The sequence below is a fragment of the Bradyrhizobium sp. 2S1 genome (assembly GCF_011516625.5).
In the GTDB taxonomy this organism is placed as follows: domain Bacteria; phylum Pseudomonadota; class Alphaproteobacteria; order Rhizobiales; family Xanthobacteraceae; genus Bradyrhizobium; species Bradyrhizobium septentrionale.
Map to the genome: position 1 here is coordinate 7,125,360 of NZ_CP147717.1, position 16,289 is coordinate 7,141,648.

The 16,289-nt window shown below is 63.3% G+C and carries 17 protein-coding genes and 2 pseudogenes; 9 read left to right on the top strand and 10 right to left on the bottom strand.

Annotated elements, in window-relative coordinates; all coding sequences use genetic code 11:
• Positions 1 to 646 precede the first annotated feature (646 nt).
• The 4 genes from HAP54_RS33510 to dusA all read left to right on the top strand — a co-directional run bounded on the left by HAP54_RS33510 (position 647) and on the right by dusA (position 3,006).
• On the top strand, positions 647 to 847 hold the full coding sequence (locus HAP54_RS33510) for a hypothetical protein (protein WP_166294594.1): 201 nt from the start codon (positions 647 to 649) through the stop codon (positions 845 to 847).
• Between the two features lie 79 nt (positions 848 to 926).
• On the top strand, positions 927 to 1,139 hold the full coding sequence (locus tag HAP54_RS33515) for a hypothetical protein (RefSeq protein ID WP_224741662.1): 213 nt from the start codon (positions 927 to 929) through the stop codon (positions 1,137 to 1,139).
• Positions 1,140 to 1,538: 399 nt separating this feature from the next.
• Positions 1,539 to 1,739, top strand: coding sequence for a hypothetical protein (locus HAP54_RS33520; RefSeq protein ID WP_414646157.1), 201 nt, complete (start codon positions 1,539 to 1,541; stop codon positions 1,737 to 1,739).
• 280 nt (positions 1,740 to 2,019) lie between these two features.
• A complete protein-coding gene (gene dusA / locus HAP54_RS33525; protein ID WP_166294597.1) occupies positions 2,020 to 3,006 on the top strand; it encodes a tRNA dihydrouridine(20/20a) synthase DusA in 987 nt (328 codons plus the stop codon).
• A gap of 9 nt (positions 3,007 to 3,015) precedes the next feature.
• On the opposite strand, the gene HAP54_RS33530 is transcribed toward dusA, so the two are convergent.
• The gene (locus HAP54_RS33530) at positions 3,016 to 3,744 is read right to left on the bottom strand and encodes a LysR family substrate-binding domain-containing protein (RefSeq protein WP_224741661.1); all 729 of its coding nucleotides are present in this window, start codon (positions 3,742 to 3,744) and stop codon (positions 3,016 to 3,018) included.
• Positions 3,745 to 3,855: 111 nt separating this feature from the next.
• Here HAP54_RS33530 and tnpA point away from each other — a divergent pair, with 111 nt between their 5' ends.
• From tnpA to tnpC, 3 genes are all read left to right on the top strand, one after another.
• The gene (gene tnpA, locus HAP54_RS33535; protein ID WP_166205731.1) at positions 3,856 to 4,302 is read left to right on the top strand and encodes an IS66-like element accessory protein TnpA; all 447 of its coding nucleotides are present in this window, start codon (positions 3,856 to 3,858) and stop codon (positions 4,300 to 4,302) included.
• Positions 4,283 to 4,636 (top strand): IS66 family insertion sequence element accessory protein TnpB, encoded by a 354-nt coding sequence (tnpB, locus tag HAP54_RS33540; RefSeq protein WP_166205730.1) that lies wholly within the window; start codon positions 4,283 to 4,285, stop codon positions 4,634 to 4,636. Before tnpA ends, tnpB begins: the two co-directional genes overlap by 20 nt.
• Before the next feature lie 125 nt (positions 4,637 to 4,761).
• A complete protein-coding gene (gene tnpC, locus HAP54_RS33545; RefSeq protein WP_166205729.1) occupies positions 4,762 to 6,363 on the top strand; it encodes an IS66 family transposase in 1,602 nt (533 codons plus the stop codon).
• A 102-nt stretch (positions 6,364 to 6,465) separates the two neighbouring features.
• On the opposite strand, the pseudogene HAP54_RS33550 reads toward tnpC, so the two are convergent.
• From HAP54_RS33550 to HAP54_RS33570, 5 genes and pseudogenes are all read right to left on the bottom strand, one after another.
• A pseudogene (locus HAP54_RS33550) lies at positions 6,466 to 6,624 on the bottom strand (LysR family transcriptional regulator); the annotation flags it as partial.
• 186 nt (positions 6,625 to 6,810) lie between these two features.
• Positions 6,811 to 7,989, bottom strand: coding sequence for a muconate/chloromuconate family cycloisomerase (locus HAP54_RS33555; RefSeq protein WP_166294599.1), 1,179 nt, complete (start codon positions 7,987 to 7,989; stop codon positions 6,811 to 6,813).
• Between the two features lie 69 nt (positions 7,990 to 8,058).
• The gene (locus tag HAP54_RS33560) at positions 8,059 to 8,928 is read right to left on the bottom strand and encodes a dioxygenase (protein WP_166294600.1); all 870 of its coding nucleotides are present in this window, start codon (positions 8,926 to 8,928) and stop codon (positions 8,059 to 8,061) included.
• A gap of 70 nt (positions 8,929 to 8,998) precedes the next feature.
• Positions 8,999 to 9,523 carry a flavin reductase family protein gene (locus HAP54_RS33565; protein ID WP_166294602.1) on the bottom strand — a complete coding sequence of 175 codons (525 nt, stop codon included), beginning with the start codon at positions 9,521 to 9,523 and terminating at the stop codon, positions 8,999 to 9,001.
• Between the two features lie 52 nt (positions 9,524 to 9,575).
• Positions 9,576 to 10,085: an FAD synthetase gene (locus HAP54_RS33570; RefSeq protein ID WP_339156784.1), complete on the bottom strand. Its 510-nt coding sequence runs from the start codon at positions 10,083 to 10,085 to the stop codon at positions 9,576 to 9,578.
• Between the two features lie 339 nt (positions 10,086 to 10,424).
• Here HAP54_RS33570 and HAP54_RS33575 point away from each other — a divergent pair.
• Together HAP54_RS33575 and catC are read left to right on the top strand one after the other, a co-directional pair.
• A pseudogene (locus HAP54_RS33575) lies at positions 10,425 to 12,003 on the top strand (4-hydroxyphenylacetate 3-hydroxylase N-terminal domain-containing protein).
• Positions 12,004 to 12,109: 106 nt separating this feature from the next.
• Entirely contained in the window at positions 12,110 to 12,400 is a 291-nt protein-coding gene (catC, locus tag HAP54_RS33580; RefSeq protein ID WP_166294606.1) for a muconolactone Delta-isomerase, read from the top strand.
• Between the two features lie 49 nt (positions 12,401 to 12,449).
• Here the strand turns inward: catC and HAP54_RS33585 are convergent, their stop codons facing one another.
• From HAP54_RS33585 to HAP54_RS33600, 4 genes are all read right to left on the bottom strand, one after another.
• Positions 12,450 to 13,433 carry a cysteine synthase A gene (locus HAP54_RS33585; RefSeq protein WP_166294608.1) on the bottom strand — a complete coding sequence of 328 codons (984 nt, stop codon included), beginning with the start codon at positions 13,431 to 13,433 and terminating at the stop codon, positions 12,450 to 12,452.
• Between the two features lie 305 nt (positions 13,434 to 13,738).
• Positions 13,739 to 14,326 (bottom strand): TIGR02281 family clan AA aspartic protease, encoded by a 588-nt coding sequence (locus tag HAP54_RS33590; RefSeq protein WP_166294610.1) that lies wholly within the window; start codon positions 14,324 to 14,326, stop codon positions 13,739 to 13,741.
• Positions 14,327 to 14,351: 25 nt separating this feature from the next.
• Positions 14,352 to 14,555, bottom strand: coding sequence for a DUF1289 domain-containing protein (locus tag HAP54_RS33595; RefSeq protein WP_029078517.1), 204 nt, complete (start codon positions 14,553 to 14,555; stop codon positions 14,352 to 14,354).
• Positions 14,556 to 14,662: 107 nt separating this feature from the next.
• Positions 14,663 to 16,267 carry a sensor histidine kinase gene (locus HAP54_RS33600; RefSeq protein WP_029078518.1) on the bottom strand — a complete coding sequence of 535 codons (1,605 nt, stop codon included), beginning with the start codon at positions 16,265 to 16,267 and terminating at the stop codon, positions 14,663 to 14,665.
• Positions 16,268 to 16,289: the final 22 nt, after the last annotated feature.

Below are 16,289 nucleotides of genomic sequence, written 5' to 3' on the forward strand. Positions count from 1 at the left end.
CCCGCGCACTCGAAATACCCAGGAAATAAGCCCAGCGTAGCGTTTCAACGTCGGGTTGGCCCGATCAGCATCGATGAAGGTGGAGATTGAATATGACCAGTGGGCAGGACACGAATTCAACGGCGCAAGCGGAATCTCTCGAGAGCAGCAAGGGCGGCGCCGAGAACAAGACATCCGAAATCTCGACGACGTCTGATGCACTCGCCGACAGTTCGCTGGATGATGTGTCAGGCGGCGCTTGGCCGTACTTGACAAGCAGCTATTCATCCGGCGGTACGCCTGGGGGCTGATCGAGGAAGCGGCTGTGCCGCATCGGTCTGGAAACCGGCTCATCGCGATCACCACTGATTAAAATGGAAATTGAATATGACCAATAAGCAGGACACGAATTCAACGGCGCAAGCCGAATCTCTCGAGAGCAGCAAGGACGGCGCTCGGAACACGGCGTCCCAAGTCTCGCCGGCGGCTGATGCGCTCAGCGACAGCTCGCTGGACGATGTGTCAGGCGGCAGTTGGCCGTATAATAACGCTGTGCGTGCCAGCATCGGCGCCACAGGCGGCGGAGGTTGACCGAGAAAGCGTCTGAGCCGACGACTTGAAGCAATGGCGGGCTAACAATCAGCCTTGGTGAAGGTAGAGATTGAACATGACCAACAAGCAGGATGCGAATTCGAAGGCGGCGGCCCGACCTCGCGAGAGCCTCAAGGACGGCACGCAGAACAAGATTTCCTCGACGCCGGAGAAGGATGCGCTCCGCGATGGCGCGCTGGACGATGTGTCGGGCGGCGCTTGGCCGTACGGTACCACTGCATCTGCCAGCTACATCAGCTCGGGCAAGGGGGGCTGACCGGGAAAGCACCAGAGCCAACGACGGTTCGAGCTAACGGCAGCTAACCAATCAGCATTGATGAAGGTGGAGATTGAACATGACCGATAAGCAGGACACGAATTCGAGAGGCGACGTTGTACCTCCTCAGAACCTCAAGGAGGGTGCGGAGACCAAGATTTCGTCGACGCCGAGGAAGGATGCCCTCGGCGATGGCGCGCTGGACGATGTGTCGGGCGGGCTTTGGCCGGCCGTAATGCAGCAGCACATACAACAAAACCATCTGACCTTGGGCCTCACCGGCCAGCATTGATGAAAGTGGAGACTGAATATGAGCAGTGGGCAGGACACGAATTCAACGGCGCAAGCCGAATCTCTCGAGAGCAGCAAGGACGGCGCCCAGAACACGGCGTCCCAAGTCTCGCCGGCGGCTGATGCGCTCAGCGACAGCTCCCTGGACAAAGTGTCAGGCGGCTCTTGGCCGTTCAGTAGTGCCGCGCGCGCCAGCTACAGCGCCAACGGCCCGACGGGCTAGCCGAAAGCGCTCCGCCGCGCATCGGTGGGGAATGGCCCATCGCCCAAGCGCGATGCCGCGAAACAAAGCGCGACGTCGGGGAAACAATTTCCCCGGCCCTTGAAATCCTTACGAAACAAGACCAGCACGGCATCCTCAACGTCGGGTTGACTCGATCAGCATTGATGAAGGCGGAGATTGAACATGACCAGTGGGCAGGACACGAATTCAACGGCGCAAGCGGAATCTCTCGAGAGCAGCAAGGACGGCGCTCAGAACACGGCACCGCAAACCTCGACGACGTCTGATGCGCTCAGCGACACCTCGCTGGACAAAGTGGCGGGCGGCGGGTGGCCCTACGCAACGATGGGCTCTGCTCAGGTCACCCCGACCATCTGACCTTGGGACGACGGCGGGATCGGGTCTAGACATTGCCGAGATTTTACGATGATCGGTGGTCCTGCGGGCCATCGATCATTTCGTATTTGCTGTGGAGCAACTTCAAACGTCTTCGCGTCGCCCGAAGCGTCCCTGCGGCTGCGATCCTACTTTGCATGGGGTTGTTTTCGATATTTCGGTTTGGCCGGACATTGCTCCGCAGCTTTATGGCGCAGATCGGACGGGCAGGGTTTCCGAAAACATCATTGCATTGCGCCGGTGTTGTGATTAAGCAATTGAGATGAAATACAAATTCTCCATTGCGCCGATGATGGATTGGACCGATAGGCATTGCCGCATCTTCCATCGCCTGATGTCGCGGCGGGCGCGGCTTTATACGGAGATGCTGACGACCGGCGCCGTGATCCATGGCGACCGGGCGCGGTTGCTCGGCTTCGACGCCAGCGAGCATCCGGTGGCGCTGCAGCTCGGCGGTTCCGATCCGCGCGATCTTGCGACCGCAGCAACGATCGGCGAGGAGTTTGGTTACGACGAGATCAATCTCAATGTCGGCTGCCCCTCGGATCGGGTGAAGGATGGCCGCTTTGGCGCCTGTCTGATGGCGGAGCCCGCGCTGGTCGCCGAAGGCGTTGCGGCGATGAAGCGCGCGGTGAAGGTCCCCGTCACGGTGAAATGCCGGATCGGCATCGACGACCAGGATCCGGAGGTCGCGCTCGATACGCTCGCCCGCGGTGTGATCGCCGCCGGCGCGGACGCGCTCGTCGTGCACGCACGCAAGGCCTGGCTGAACGGCTTGTCGCCGAAGGAGAACCGCGACATCCCGCCGCTCGACTATGATCGCGTCTATCGCCTCAAGGCGGCCTTGCCGGATGTGCCCGTCATCATCAACGGCGGCATCACGAGCCTCGCCGAGGCCAAACAGCATCTGGCGCATGTCGATGGCGTGATGCTGGGGCGGGCGGCCTATCAGGAGCCGTGGCGGTTGCTGTCAGTCGATTCCGAGCTGTTCGGCGAAGCTTCGCCGCACGCGACGATGAAGGACGTGTTCGCGGCGATGCTGCCCTATATCGAGCGGCAACTGGCCGAAGGCACGCGGCTGCATTCGATCACGCGCCATTTCGTCGGCGCCTTCCATGGCGTCCCCGGCGCGCGCGCCTTCCGCAGGCATCTGGCGGAGAACGGCGTTCGGCCGGGCGCTGACATCGACGTGCTGCGCGATGCGATCGCGCGTGTTGACGATCGCGCGCCTGCGGCGGTCGCGGCCTGAGCGCGCCAATTACGACTTGCGCTGACGCCGCGTCACCTCCTGCGCGACCTTCAGGAAATTGAAGAGGTGGGGCATCCGGTTGTCGCGCCGGTAGTTCAGCGACAGCGCGGTGCCCGGATTGTGCCCCTCATAGGCGCGGTAGGTGACGCCGGGGCGTTCCGATTGCGAGACTGATTTCGGCACCAGCGCGATGCCGACGCCGACCGACACCAGGCTGATCGCGGTCTGATAGTCCTGCGCCAGCACCTGCGATTTCGGAATAAAACCCTCTTCGAGACAGATGTTGAGGATGTGGTCGGCGAAGCTCGGGCGCGGCTTGCGCGGGTAGAGGATAAATGTCTCGGCCTTGAGCGCCGACAGAAGCGTGACCTGCTGTTCGAGCAGCGGCGAGGTGTCGGGCAAAGCGAGGATCAACGGTTCCTGCAGCAGCGGCTCCGACTTCAGTTCCTCGTCGTCGAGCGAGGGGCGGGCGACGGCGATGTCGATCTCGCGCTGGATCACGGCACGCTTCTGTTCGGCATTGTTCATCGCCGACAGCGCGAGCTCGACGTCGGGATAGGCCGAACGAAACGCCTTGATCACATTGGGCAGCACGCCATAGGTCGCCGATCCGACGAAGGCGACGCGCAGGTGACCGGAAAAGCCTTCTCCGATCCGCTTGATCTCGCGGTGCGTTCGATCGAGCCGCTCCAGCACGTCGCGCGCGCGCTCCAGCAGGACGCTGCCGGCCTGGGTCAAGCGGATCTGGCTGCGGCTCCGGTCGATCGTAAGCGCTCCTTTCTACGCACCTATGCAGTTGAGCGCGGGGATGGGATGAGGTGTCCACCATGAGCGAGGTGGACACGATCGATGATCACTCCAGAAGAACCTTTGAGACTTGAGACGGTCGGCGTGTTGCGCAATGGCCGGCGTCGCTATGATCCGGCCAGCAAACAGCGGCTGGTCGAGGCCTGTCTGCAGTCTGGCGTGTCGCTGGCGGGGCTTGCGCTGCAACACGGCGTGAACGCGAACCTGCTGCGCAAGTGGGTGGCCAAGCGACAACTTCAGAACGGGGATGGCCAGCCGGAGGCGCGGGCGCCGATTGCGCCAGCCTTTATTCCGGTTCGCGCGCCGTCGCCGTCGCCAACTCGATCTGCTGGCGCGATTGCGGTTTGCGCGACGGAGCGATCCTGTGCAGGGCGGCTGACGGCATCGATGCCCAACGGCGTGACGCTTTCGCTGGAAGGCGGCGACGCGCAGTTGCTGTCGGCGGTGATTGAAGCGCTGGGGCGTTGCGATGTTCCGACTGGCGTCTGATCTTCGGGTCTACCTTCACCGCGAACCGATTGACTTCCGGGCGGGCATCAACAGCCTGGCGATCGTGGTCGAGCAGTCGATGGGGCTGGATCCGTTCCAGCGCGCGGTGTTCGCGTTCTGCAATCGTCGCCGCGACCGGATCAAGCTGCTGATTTATGATCGGTCAGGATTTTGGATGCTGCTGAAGCGGCTGGAGGCCGACAGATTCCACTGGCCCCGAAGTCAGGAGGCGGTGCTGACGCTGACGACGGAGGAGCTGCACTGGCTGCTTGACGGCATCAACATCGCGGCGGTGCGTCGTCATCCGGTGCGGCAATATCAGAGCGTGGGCTGAGCGTGTTCGATGCGGGCGGCGTCATCGGGCTTCGGCATGGCCGTTCTCAGATGACGCGGCCGAAGACATGACGAAGACATGGGAGCCCGGTTGACGCGGCGGCATGACTTCGATTCAAGACTCCGATGAGTCGCAAGCCCACGACGCACGAACTGGAAGCCTTGATCGCGGCGCACGCGGCCGAGATCGCGGCGCTGAAGGCCGAAAACGAGAAACTCGCACAACGCGTGCTGCATCTAGAGGAGCAGTTGCGCCTGGAGCGCCTGCACCGGTATGCGCCGAAGAGCGAAAAGCTCAAGGAGCGCATCTTCAACGAAGCCGAGCAGGCCGCCGCTGAAAGCCGGGACGACGACGATGTCGAGGCGGTCGCCGTGCCGGACACGGGATTGCCGGAGGCTCCAAAGCCGGCGCCGAAGGCACGCGGCCGCAAGCCGCTGCCTGACGATCTGCCGCGCCAACGCGTCGAACACGATCTGGGTGAGGATCAAAAGGACTGTCCGTGCTGCCATAATCGGATGCATCGGATGGGCGAGACCGTCACCGAGCAGTTGCACGTCGAGGTCAAGGCGTCGGTGCTGCAACATGTGCGGTTCAAATATGCCTGCCGTCACTGCGAGCGCACCGCGCTGAACACCCCGATTGTGACCGCGCCGATGCCGGCGCAGCCGCTGCCGGGTAGCGTCGCCACGCCATCGACGCTGGCGCTGGTGCTCGCCAACAAATACGTCGACGGCACGCCGCTGTACCGTGTGGCGGACGCGCTGGGGCGCGCCGACGTCAGCATCAGCCGCGGGACGCTGGGCAACTGGGTGATCCGGGCGAGCGAGTTGCATCTGCATCGGGTCTATGACGCGCTACAGCAAAAGCTCATGTCGCAGCCCCTGGTCCACGGCGACGAAACCTGGGTCCAGGTTCTTAAAGAGGACGGCCGTGATGCGCAGGCCAAATCCTTCATGTGGGCCTATCGCAGCGGCCAGGACTGCGCGCAGCCGGTCGTGCTGTTCGATTACCAGCCCGGTCGCGGCCAGCAACATCCTCAGGCCTTCCTGGCCGGCTATCGCGGCTTGTTGATGAGCGACGGCTATGACGCCTGGCGCACGCTGACAGGCGCGACCCATCTCGGCTGTATGGCGCATGCGCGCAGGAAATTTACCGATGCGCTCAAGGCCAGGACAAAGCCTGGCGGTCCGCCATTGCAGGCGCTCAAGTTCTTCGAGGCGTTGTACGAGGTCGAGAGGGTGGCGCGCCAGACGCCGCCCGACGGCGAAACGCGCGCCGCATACACCTTGCGGCTGCGCCAGCAGCATAGCCTGCCGGTATTGGCCGCCTTCCGGACCTGGCTCGACGACCAGGCGCCGAAGGTGCTACCCGAAAGCTTGACCGGCAAGGCGATCGCCTATGCACGCAACCAATGGGATTATCTGACCCGTTACACCAGTGACGGTCTCGCCCCGATCGATAACAATGTTCTGGAGCGCGACATCAGGCCGTTTTGCACCGGACGAAAAAGTTGGCTGTTCAGCGACACCGTTGCCGGCGCCAAGGCAAGCGCCGTGATCTACAGTTTGGTGCTGACATGCCGGGCATGCGGCGTCGATCCCTATGCATGGCTACGTCACGCGCTCACCGAATTGCCCCAACGCGCGCCAGACGCCGATATCGAAGATCTGTTGCCGTTCAATTGCACCGCTCAAAAAAACCTGCCAGCTGACAACGACAGCGGCTGACCGTCAAACGCTCAGGATCAATCAAGCCGTTCCGATGATCCCGCTGGGCCCCGGCGCCACGCGACGCCGCGGCCAGCCGCGCGCGCAGCCCGTGCAGTAAAATGCGCGCTTACGGTCGATCAGGATGACGCCGAGATCGCTCTCCAGCTGCGCAATCTGCCGGCTGAGCGGCGGCTGGGCGATCGCGAGCCGCGATGCGGCGCGGCCGAAATGCAATTCCTCGGCGACGGCGACGAAGTAGACCAGTCGCCTCAGATCCATGACATCGTCGCGGTCGGTCACGGCTAGCCGGACATTGGTTCGCGCGCTTCCGCGGAAGCTGCGGGGAGGGCCTGCCGGGTTTGATACCGCGTGGTCATCAGCGCTTGATCGAGACGATGGTTCCAGCGGGAAGACTGAGCGGGCATCCCTGGATTGTCAATTGTCCGCGGGGACGACGCCATCTGCCTAATCCTTCCGGGCGAAGGCGCGGATCTTGTCCTCGTCGACCTCGACGCCGAGGCCGGGGCCATCGGGGACGCAAATCTCGAACTCGTCGAACCTGATCGGGTTGACGACGAGATCCTCCACGAGAATCCGCGGACCGAAATGCTCGCTCCCCCATTCGAGCCTGGGCAGGGTGGCGAATGCGGCGAGATGCGCAGCCGCGCCGATGCTGCTCTCCAGCAGACAACCGCCATAGAGCTCGAGGCCGTGCGCGGCCGCGACCGCCGCGGCGCGCTTCATCTCGAACAGGCCGCCGCTTTTGACGAGCTTCAACGAGTAGACGCTGCCGCAGCCCATCGTGGCGGTTCGGGCGATTTCGTCCTTGGTGAAAGCGGCTTCGTCGATCAGCAGCGGGATCGAGGTGCGTGCCGCGACACGCGCCATGGCTTCCAGCTGCAGCGCGGACACCGGTTGCTCGACCAGAGCGACGTCCAGCTCCTCCAGCGCCGGCATGAAGCGGATGCATTCGGCCTCGGTCCAGCCCTGGTTGATATCGACGATCAGCTGTACCTCGTCACCGAGGCCGGCGCGCAGCGCCTGCAGCCGCTTCAGATCGGCCTGCGGCCGGTTGAAGCCGAACTTGATCTTGAACTGGCGGTGCTCGCGGCGGCGCAGCTTCTCCTTGGCTTCCTCCAGCTCCTGGCCGCTGTCGCCCGAAGCCAGCGCCCAGATCACCTCCATGCGCGCGCGCACCGCGCCGCCGAGCAGGGCGCTGGCGGACAGGCCAAGCGTCTTCCCGGCGGCGTCAAGCAGGGCGGATTCGATGGCGCCCTTGGCCGCGAAATTGCGGGTCGCAGCCTTGCTCATGCGCAGCGCATTGGCTTCGAAGGCGAGGGCAGGCTGTCCCAGCAGCACCGGCGCCAGATAATTCGTGACCGCGGCCTTGATCGATTCAACGCTCTCCTCGGCCCAGCGCGGCCCGCCCAGCGTCGAGGCTTCGCCGATACCCGACACGCCATTGTCGAGCAGGACACGGACCAGCACATAGCCCTGATGCGTGACTTCGGTGTTGGAAAGCTTGTGGCGGCGGCGGGTCGGCGCCTCCACGATGGTCGCGCGGATACTGCGGATCGTGGTGTCTTTCGCGAGAGGGGGCACGTGTTGCACGGGCTCGGCGATGTCGATCAAGGCACGACTCATATGTCCTCACAGGTCAGTTCAAATGGGCCCAGCCAGCCTGTCGAAGGGCCTGGCTGGGCATCACGCGCATCACTCGGCCGCGACCAGCCGCTCGACCGCCGCCTTCTTGAGCTTGAAGTCGAAGTCGAGAACGAGGTCGGTGTCGGCGCCGGCCGGGGCCTTGCTGAACTTGCCGATCAGGCTCTGCTTCACGGCAAACACCGAGTCGTTGTCGAGGTACTTGGTCTCGGAATCGTAAATCTGCGAGATCAACGATTGATAGCCGTCCTTCGAGAGCATGAAGTGGATGTGGCCCGGACGCCAGGGATGGTGGCCCATGTATTTCAGGAGCTCGCCGCCGGCCCCATCATAGGGGATCGGGTAGGGCTCGGGGCGCAGCGCCACGAAGGCATATTCGCCGTTGGCGTCGGTCGTGAACCGGCCGCGCAGATTGTAGGCCGGCTGCTCGGGGTCTTGCAGGTCATAGAGCCCGTTCGGCGCGTCCTCCCAGACGTCGATGGTGACACCCTCGATCGGCCGTCCCGCGGTGTCGCTGATGCGTCCGCTGACTCTCACGGTCTGCGCGTTGTCGAACGACTTCTTGATGATGGAGGCGCCCTTGGCCAGCACCGGCGGATTTTCCCGGTAGAACTGTCCGAGCACGGTGGACTCGCTCTCGCCGTCGGTGACGCGGTGATCGAGCATGTCGACCAGCACCTCGACGCCGAGAATATCCGCGATCAGGATGAACTCGTTGCGCTTCTCGTCCGAGATATCGCCGGCGCGGCGCAGGAATTCGCAGGCGGCGAACCACTCGGCGAAGGTCAGGTCGACCTCCTTGCAGAAATCGTGCATGTGGCGGATCAGGCTGGTCATGATCTGACGGTTGCGGTCCGGAATGTCCTTCGCGAGCGCGGCGATCACGTGGTCGGTGATGGTGTCCTTGTTGACGTTCAGCATGGTCGTTTCCTCCTTTTCTTGCAGTTTGATCGAACTTGCATCCCCGTTTCGGGAATCTCGGTTGGTGGTCTCACCAGACGAATTCGTAGCCGGCATTCTCCAGCATCGCGGGCGCGGGGTGTGGATCGGCAAGCCCGCCGAAACGGCCGCGGAAGAACAGCAGCGGCTTCTTGCTTTGCTCGAGCGCCATCTCGCGGACATGGCCGAGGAAGATGGTGTGATCTCCTGCGATGATCTCATCGGCAAGATCGGTCACGAAATACGCCGCTGCGTTGGCGATGACGGGCAGCTCGTTGCGGCGCTCGAACACGTCGCAGAGGTCGAGCCTGGGCTTGCCGGCGAAATGCCAGGCCAGATCCTCCATCCCCTCGGCAAGGACGCTGACCGCAAAGCGGCCGGTCTTCTGGATGTTGCCAAGCATCTTCGCGCTTTTCGCGATCGAGATCGCGACCAGCGGCGGCTCGAGCGACACCGACATGAAGGCGTTGGCCGTCATGCCGTGGTCGCGTCCCTCGCAATGCGTCGTGATGATGGTGACGCCGGTGCCGAACTGGCCACAGGCATTGCGCAGTTCTCGCGGATCGATGGCGGTCATTGGCTTGCGACCTCGAGTTGGGCGAGAGCGGATCGATTGGCCGGTGGCGCGGTCACGAATCCCGCCAGTTTTCCAGCGCCGCTGCGGCGGCGGCAAGACCGGACCGCCGCAAGCTTCGGATGCGGCTGCTCGACACGATCTCGCCATTGCCGCAGCGCACCGGCGGCAGAACACGCGTATTGAAGTGTTGCCGCAGCAGCTGCGCGGTGCCGCCCTTGCAAAATCCGAAGCGAAAATCCTCGCCGACGATCACCTCGCGAGGCTGCAGACGCTGCAACTCGGCGAGGAAATCGGCCGCGCTGCGCCGGACGTAGATTTGGTCGAAACCGGCCACGACGATGTGGTCCGGCGCGAATGTTGCGATGCGCTCGAGCTTTTCGCGCAGCGATATCAGCGGCTCGGCCTGGCCGAAATAGACCTTTGGCGGCGGATCGAAGGTGTAGACCACGGCCGGAACGCCGCAGCGTCGCGCCGCCGCGATCGTCTGCCGGAGCAGTTCCTGATGACCGCGGTGGACGCCGTCAAACGCGCCGACCGTCACGACGCAGGCGTCGAGGGCCAATTCTCCATCGCGATGGAAAGCGACAGCCGTGCTGTCAAAAACCTTGCCCAAACCTTGGCCCATGGTTCGCTCCGGTTTCGCTCCCTTGCCGTGCTGTGCAATTGCTGCGTCAGCTACGGCGTTGCATCGGCCGGACGGTCATTGCCGTCAGGTCCGTGCCACCCGAGTCATAGCCCGAGCCGCGGCGGTCCGCGCGGTATGGTGTGATACCTTTCGCCCGCTCCCGCTCAGCGCGTAGCGTTTCCCCCGATGTCACGCCGACCAAGAGCGTGACGAGATGGTCCCGGGCCGGTGTGGCAACTCCGCCGGTCCCACCACACAAGCGGAGGAGAAACGTTCATGACTACAGCAGCTGCCCTGCGGGCTGATGCGCCTGTGTCAACCACCAGCGTCTATACCGGCGCGGAATTCCTGGACAGCATCCAGGACGGCCGCGAAATCTAAATCTACATCTACATCTACGGCGAGCGCGTCAAGAACGTCACGGCGCATCCCGCCTTCCGCAATTCGGCGCGGATGGTCGCGCGCTGGTACGACCGCTTTCATGAGAAGAAGGATCAGATCGGCGTCCTGACCGATACCGGCTCGGGACAGTTGACCCATCCGTTCTTCCTGGGGTCGCGAACGGCCGACGATCTGATCAGGGGGCGCGATGCGATCGCCGAATTGCAGAAGGTTGCGTTCGGCTGGATGGGCCGTTCGCCCGACTACAAGGCGGCATTCCTCGGCGCGAATTCGGGCTTCTACGGCGAGTATGCCGGCAACGCCCGGAAGTGGTATGCCCGGACCCAGGAGCGGCTCGATTTCTGGAATCACGCCATCGTCAATCCGCCGATCGATCGCGACCGCGCGATCGAGGATGTGCGCGACGTCTTCATGCATGTCGAGAAGGAGACCGATGCAGGCCTGATCGTCTCAGGCGCAAAGGTGGTCGCGACCGGCTCGGCGCTGACGCACTACAATTTCATCGCGCATTACGGCATCCCGATCAAGGACAAGTCGTTCGCGCTGATCTTCACGGCCCCGATGGACGCCAAGGGCGTCAAGCTGATCGCGCGCTCGTCCTACGAATTCACCGCGGCCGCGACCGGCTCGCCGTTCGACTATCCGCTGTCGAGCCGCTTCGACGAAAACGACTCCATCCTGGTCTTCGACAAGGTGCTGGTGCCCTGGGAGAACGTCTTCATCTATGGCGACGTCGACAAGATCAACCAGTTCTTCCCGGCGTCGGGCTTCGTGCCGCGGTTCACCCTGCACGGTGTGACGCGGCTTGCCGTCAAGCTCGACTTCATCGCCGGAGTTCTCGATGGCGGTCGAGGCGACCGGGTCGAAGGATTTCCGCGGCGTGCAGACGGCCGTCGGCGAGGTGATCGCCTGGCGCAATCTGTTCCACGGCATTTCCGATGCGATGGTGAAATCGCCGATCGCATGGCAGGGGACTGAGGGCTACAATCTACCCAACCTGAACTACGGGCTGGCCTATCGCGTGTTCGCGCCGATGGCGTATCCGCGGATCAAGGAGTTGATCGAGCGCCATGTCGCGAGCGGCCTGATCTATCTGCCGTCGAGCTCGGCCGATCTGGAGAGCGAGGCGATCCGGCCCTATCTCGACCGCTTTGTGCGCGGTTCCAACGGCTATGCCGCGATCGACCGGATCAAGCTGCTCAAGCTGCTCTGGGACGCGATCGGCTCGGAGTTCGGCGGCCGGCATGAACTCTACGAGCGCAACTATGCGGGCAATTACGAGAACCTGCGCGTCGAGACGCTGATGGCCGCGAGCGCCACCGGCGACCTCGGGGCGATGCAGGATTTCGTGCGCAACTGCATGAGCGACTACGACGTCTCCGGCTGGACGGCGAAGGACCTCATCAATCCCGATGACATCAACCTCGTCAGCCGCGGTCTGGTGCAGGGCTGACGACAAGGCTGACGATCTGGTAGACAGTTATCGGAGCCGCCGCGATCGCACGGCGGCTCCGTTCCGTTTTCGCGCCACTTCATCCTTGCAGAGAGAGTTCACCGTCATGCTGTTTCACGTCGAAATGGAAGTGCGGATTCCGCACGATCTCCCGACTGAGCGAACCGACGCGTTGAAGCAGGCCGAACGTATCAGAGCCATGGAGCTGCAGCGCGCGGGCGTCTGGCGCCATTTGTGGCGGGTGGCCGGTCGCTACGCCAATGTCAGCGTCTTCGACGTGTCAGGCCCGCAGGAATTGCACGACATCCTGTCCGGCCTGCCGCTGTTTCCATTCATGGAGATACGGGTCACGCCGCTGTGCCGGCATCCGTCGTCGATCCACGATGATGACCACTAGCGGCGGGCGAGCGCTGTTCGCGAAGCGATCGCGCCAAATCGCTCCCGATTCACGTCATCCAGGGTGGCAGCGGGAGAATTTTCTTGCGCAGGAAGTCCGGATTGAAGAGTTTGGACTGGTAGCGCTGGCCACCGTCCGCGAGGATGGTGACGATGGTCTTGCCCGGACCAAGGTCGCGTGCCAGCCGCATGGCTCCCACCACGTTGATCGCGCTCGAACCGCCGAGTACCAGTCCCTCTTGCGCGATCAAGTCGAACAGGACGGGCAGCGCCTCCTGATCGGTGATCTGGTAGGCCATGTCGATCGGTGTGCCTTCAAGGTTCTTCGTCACACGGACCTGGCCGATGCCTTCCGTGATCGATTCTCCTTCGGTCGTCAGCTCGCCCTTTGTGAACCAATTGTAGAGCGCGGCACCCATTGGATCGCTGAGCGCGATCTTCACGTCGGGATTGCGCTCCTTGAGGGCGCGCGCGATTCCACCCAACGTTCCGCCACTGCCGACGGCACACGTGAAGCCATCGACCCTTCCGCCTGTCTGGTCCCAAATTTCAGGGCCGGTCGTGCGGTAGTGGCCATCGCGGTTGGCGACGTTGTCGAACTGGTTTGCCCAGAATGCGCCCAGTTCGTCAGCGAGGCGACCGGAATAGCGGGCATAGTGGCCGGGGTCGGAAGATGGTACCGCGGGCATCAGGCGCAGATCGGCGCCGCATAGCCGCAGCATATCCTTCTTTTCCTGGCTTTGCGTGTCAGGCATCACGATCACGGAACGATAACCGCGCGCATTGGCCACGAGCGCAATGCCAATGCCGACATTGCCGGCTGTGCCTTCCACGATGACACCGCCCGGCTTGAGCTGACCGCGCTGCTCGGCGTCGTTGATGATGGCAAGCGCCGCACGATCCTTGATCGAGCCGCCCGGATTCAGAAATTCGGCCTTACCGAAAATGTCGCAGCCCGTGATTTCCGATGCCGCGCGCAGTCTGATCAATGGCGTATTGCCAATGGATTCTAGGAAGCCAGATCGAACGTTCATGGTTGCCCCGCCCCAGCCGAACAATGGCTTGATGCTATTTTTTCGTTGGTTTCGGAAATTTCCTTGTCGCTTGGTGTGCGAGATTGGAAGTCCTGGCCTCCGAGCGTGCTGCTATCAAAGACATCATGTGCCGACATGCTGAAGCAGCGCGTAAGGTTCAGTAGAGCCATTTTTTATGCGACGTACAATCTTCGTTTTTCGACGCTGCGGCTGCGGATCATTCTTGCAAGATGCGGGAGTTGATCCGGCGTTTGTTTGAGCATGATCTTTTCGGAAAACCGCTTCGCACTTTTCCGGATCATGCTTTAGTCGACGGCGGTGCGCGGGCGCCGGTGACGGCTTGAGGGGGTGATACTGCCGGTGACGTCGGGGTATCCGGTCAGCGACAGCGTGTCGGAGCGGACGCCCCAGCTCTCGAGCCGATCGAGGAAGCTCATGCCGAGCAGGTTGGTCTTCATCTGCCCGCGCTGCACCACCAGCGCCGGCACCGATTTCTCGACCAGCTTGCCGACCGCGAGCCGATCGAGCGTCAGCCGCGCCGCCTTGGTGTGACCGCCGGCGGTCTCGAGGTCCACATTGTATTCGAGCATGTCGGTCGGCAGCCCGATCGCCTTGGCGGTTTCCCAGGTCAGCACCACCGAGGTCGCGCCGGTGTCGATCACCATCGGCGCGCTGACGCCGTTGATCTTGGCGCGGAACGCGAACTCACCGCCCTGGCCGCGTGCGATCTGCACTGCGGGGGCAGAGGCGGGGGCCGACGCAATGGTGCTGCTGCGACCGAGGATCTGGTTGAGATTTTCCCTCGCGCGCGCGATCTGGTCGGGATCGCCATAGGTCACGACGGCGCCGGCGGTCGTCATCAGCAGCAGGATGACGAGGAGGATGCGGGTCACGGTGCGTCTCCGGCGGCTGCGCCGATCAGGCGCGCTTCGGATGCGGCTCCATGCGCTCGAGCCCGGCGTCCGCCATGCGGGCCGGCAACGTCGCCATCACCGTCAGCCGCTCCGTGCGGTCCATCTTGTGCCAGCGCGCGATCTCCGGAAGCGTGCGGCCACAGCCGAAGCAGAGCTTCGTTTTGGGGTCCATCATGCAGACTGCGATACACGGCGTTTCTGAGCTCATTCTTCCAGTGTTGAACGGTTTCAGCCGCTGGTGCAAGCCGACCGAAGCGCGATACTGTCATCACGCCTCAGCTTTTTGTCGTGAGCATGGTCTCCCGCGCCATGCTGCTACAATCCGGTGCCGGCACTCATGATCGCCCTGCGGCGCACACGTGTGCGGTCGGCGCCCATCGTGGGCTCCGCGGGCTCCGGCTGCATCGGCGGCGATTCTTCCGCCATTGGCGCCAGCGCGCTCATCACCCGTTCCGGCGGCAAGGTCACGATCACCTCGGTGCCGATGCGCAGCTTCGATTTCAGCGTGAAGGTGCCGCCATGCATGTCGATCAGGCTTTTCGCGATCGGCAGGCCAAGGCCTGCACCCTGTTCCGCCGACTTGATCGAGTTGGAGCCCTGACCGAACGAGGCCAGCACGACCGGGATCTCGTCCTCGGCGATGCCGCTTCCGGTATCCTTGACGCTCAGATATTGCCCGCCCGATGCGGTCCAGCCGACCTTCAGCCAGATCTCGCCGCCCTGCGGCGTGAACTTGATTGAATTGGAGAGCAGGTTGAGCACGACCTGGCGGATGGCGCGTTCGTCGCCCCAGATCCTGGGCATGCCGTGCTCGAACACTTCGTGGATCGTGATGCCGCGGCTGGAGGCACGCAGCTTCAAGAGATGGTGGCAGTCGGCGACGACATGCACCAGTGCCACGGCTTCTTCGTTCAGCTCGTAACGGCCGGCCTCGATGCGCGACAGGTCGAGGATCTCATTGATGAGATTGAGCAGGTGTACGCCGGAATTATGGATGTCGGCGGAATATTCCTTGTACACCGCAACGGCATGCGCGCCGAAAATCTCGCTCTTCATCACCTCGGAGAAGCCGAGGATGGCGTTAAGCGGCGTGCGCAGTTCGTGGCTCATCTGGGCCAGGAAGCGCGACTTGGCGACGTTGGCGGATTCGGCGCGGTGCCGCGCCTCGTCGGAGATCGCCTTGGCCTGTTCCAGTTCGCCGATCAGCGCGTCCTTTTCGGCGCGGGCTTCCAGCGTCGCCAGCGTGGTCGAATGCAGGCGGTGCGCGAGCAGCGCGAAATAGCCCTCGGCGGCAAGCGCGAGCAGCGCCAGCACGTAATTGTCGAACGCGCCGTTGAGCACGAGATCGAGCGCGATGCCGACCGTCACTGGAACGGTCGCCGCGAGTGCCGCGATCGGCAGGCTCGCCGCCAGCATGCTGGAGACCGCGATCACCAGCAGCATCAGGAACATCATCAGCGTGTTGGAGGCGAGATCGCGCCCGGCGGGGTGGATCAGGATCGCGGTCCAGCACAGGCCGTAGAGCAGGTCGAGCAGCACGAAGCGGGTCCGCCATTTGCGGGTCACCGCGACCGAGGGGGGCTCGGCGAGGAAGCGGGCGCAGCTGCGGATGATCGCGAGATGGACGGCGAGGATGCCGACGGTCCAGGCGCCGGCCACGATCGGCTGCATCCAGAGGCCAAACAGCACGCCGGTCGCCACCACGAGCAGCATCACGACGTAGGACGCCGACATCCGGGTCTGGGCGTATTGCCGGAGCAGTTCGGCGTCGAACGCCGGGCGGGTTCCACTGGTTGACGTTAACCGATCCCGCGCCTCACGCACCCGCTGCGCGGCGGCACGCCGGCTATTCACCGGCGACGCCACCTGGGGGCTTGCCGGAAGCTGTACAACTTCAGGCTTTTCTGCGGGATTACTCATAAACAACACAAATCCTGCCCGC